The following is a 2,497-nucleotide window of genomic DNA, read 5'->3' on the forward strand; positions in this document are numbered from 1 at the left end:
GCCGGTACAGAATTCTGTACCGGCGCCTCGTACTGTGTGGTTCAGGATGTCGCGGTCAGCTGCGATCCGCGGCCCGTTCGGCCATGTCGATGACATTGGCCAGCAACATGGCGCGGGTCATGGGGCCCACTCCCCCGGGGTTCGGTGAGTACCACGAGGACTTGGCCCGGGCTTGCGGCGAGATATCCCCGACTACCTTCGACTTTCCGGTTTCCGGGTCTTCTTCGCGGGACACCCCGACGTCTACCAGAACAGCTCCGTCTTTCACGCAGTCACCGGCGACAATGTCCTTCACTCCGGCGGCCGCAACGATGACATCAGCCTGCTCCAGCAGCTGCGGGAGGTTCTTCGTGCCGGTGTGGGTGAGTGTGACGGTGGCGTTGACATCGCGGCGCGTCAGCAGAAGCCCAATGGGGCGTCCGACCGTCACACCGCGACCAAGCACAACCACGTGTTTGCCGTCGAGGTTCACCCCGTGGCGTTCCAGAAGCTCGACGATGCCGCGCGGAGTGCACGGCAGCGGTGAGGTGACGTCTTCGCGCACCCGCAGAACCAGGCGCCCCAGGTTGGTGGGGTGCAGGCCGTCAGCGTCCTTGTCGGGGTCGACAAGTTCGAGCACCCGGTTGGTGTCAATGCCATCCGGCAGCGGCAGCTGAACAATGAAGCCCGTGCATTCGGGGTTGTTGTTGAGCCTGTTGACGGCGTCTTCGATTTCCTGCTGGGTGGCACTTGCCGGGAGGTCTTCGCGGATCGACGCGATGCCCACCTCAGCACAGTCCCGGTGCTTCCCGGCGACGTACCACTGCGATCCGGGGTCTTCACCCACGAGCAGCGTGCCAAGTCCCGGGGTGATTCCGCGGTCTTTCAGGGCCTGTGCCCGAACAGCAAGTTCCTGTTTGATGGCGGCGGCTGTCGCTTTGCCGTCAAGCTTCTGTGGCATCAGTATTGTTCCAGTCCTTCGTAGAGCGGGAAGTCCTTGGCGACCTTGGCAACGCGCTCACGCAGCGCTGCAAGATCAGCACCGGGCTTGAGTGTTTCGGCGATGATGTCAGCAACCTCGGTGAAGGCGGCTGCGTCGAGACCCCGGGTGGCAAGTGCAGGGGTGCCGATGCGCAGACCGGAGGTGACCATGGGCGGGCGCGGGTCAAACGGTACGGCGTTGCGGTTGACGGTGATGCCCACTTGGTGGAGCAGGTCCTCACCCTGTTTGCCGTCGATTTCGCTGTTGCGGAGGTCTACGAGCACCAGGTGAACGTCGGTGCCGCCGGAGAGGACGGAGACACCGGCTTCGGCAACGTCGTCGCGGAGCAGGCGTTCGGCAAGGATCTGTGCGCCTTCGACGGTGCGCTTCTGGCGGTCTTTGAATTCATCAGCGGCAGCGAGCTTGAAGGCGACCGCCTTGCCAGCGATCACGTGCATGAGCGGGCCGCCCTGCTGGCCGGGGAACACAGCCGAATTGATCTTCTTGTTCAGCTCTTCCGAGTTCGTCAGGATGAATCCCGAACGGGGTCCGCCGAGGGTCTTGTGGACCGTTGAGGACACAACATCGGCGTACTCAACCGGGTTGGGATGCAGGCCAGCGGCAACAAGCCCGGCGAAGTGCGCCATGTCGACCCACAGGTACGCGCCGACTTCGTCGGCGATTTCGCGGAAGGCCTTGAAGTCCAGTTGACGGGGGTAGGCCGACCATCCGGCGACGATCACCTTCGGCTTGTGCTCCTGGGCGCGCTGGCGCACCTGATCCATGTCGACGCGATTGGTTTCAGGATCAACCTCATAGGACGACACGCTGTACAGGCGGCCCGAGAAGTTGATCTTCATGCCGTGTGTCAGGTGTCCGCCGTGGGCCAGATCAAGGCCCAGCAGACCGTCACCGGCACGCGCCAGTGCGTGCATAACGGCGGCATTGGCAGAAGCGCCCGAGTGCGGCTGAACGTTTGCGTACTTGGCACCGAAGAGCGACTTTGCTCGTTCAATGGCAAGTTCCTCTGCAACGTCAACATATTCACAGCCGCCGTAGTAGCGGCGGCCGGGGTAGCCTTCGGCGTACTTGTTTGTCAGCACTGAACCCTGAGCCTGCAGCACAGCGCGGGGAACGAAGTTCTCCGACGCAATCATTTCGAGGTAGTCCTGCTGGCGGCCGAGCTCCTGGTCGAGCACCTTGGCGATCTCGGGATCGATTTCCGCAATGCTCTGCGACAGAGGCGTGTTCGACATCCACGTTCCTTTCCTTCAGACGGCAGTTGTGCGGTCTGAGCGGGCACAACGGCCTCATTGTCTCATGTGTCACACAACGCCTTCCCACGCGCAGGCACCCGTTAGCCGGAATCTGCGCTTAAGCACACAACTGAGGCGTGCTTCAGCTGCTAAAGGGAGTGCCTGTGCGGCTAAAGGATGGATTCCGGCTAACGGGCGTGCCGGGACTGCGTACGTGCCAAGGCAAACGCGCGGAAGTATGCAGAAACGCGAAGGGCGCCGCAGAACCAGGTTCTGCGGC

The 2,497-nt window shown here is 62.7% G+C and carries 2 protein-coding genes; both read right to left on the reverse strand.

What is annotated here, in order from left to right; genetic code table 11:
• Positions 1 to 55: 55 nt before the first annotated feature.
• Positions 56 to 943, reverse strand: coding sequence for a bifunctional methylenetetrahydrofolate dehydrogenase/methenyltetrahydrofolate cyclohydrolase (locus HMPREF3162_RS03260; protein WP_141750175.1), 888 nt, complete (start codon positions 941 to 943; stop codon positions 56 to 58).
• Positions 940 to 2,217, reverse strand: a complete 1,278-nt coding sequence (gene glyA, locus HMPREF3162_RS03265; RefSeq protein WP_070776906.1) for a serine hydroxymethyltransferase — start codon at positions 2,215 to 2,217, stop codon at positions 940 to 942. The genes HMPREF3162_RS03260 and glyA overlap by 4 nt, the downstream gene beginning before the upstream one ends.
• Positions 2,218 to 2,497 lie beyond the last annotated feature (280 nt).

This window comes from Brevibacterium sp. HMSC07C04, assembly GCF_001815905.1.
Lineage (GTDB): Bacteria > Actinomycetota > Actinomycetes > Actinomycetales > Brevibacteriaceae > Brevibacterium.

What these genes read in the sequence shown, in the direction of transcription:
- glyA (WP_070776906.1), bottom strand. Translation starts at nt 2,217, where the DNA reads ATGTCGAACACGCCTCTGTCGCAGAGCATTGCGGAAATCGATCCCGAG.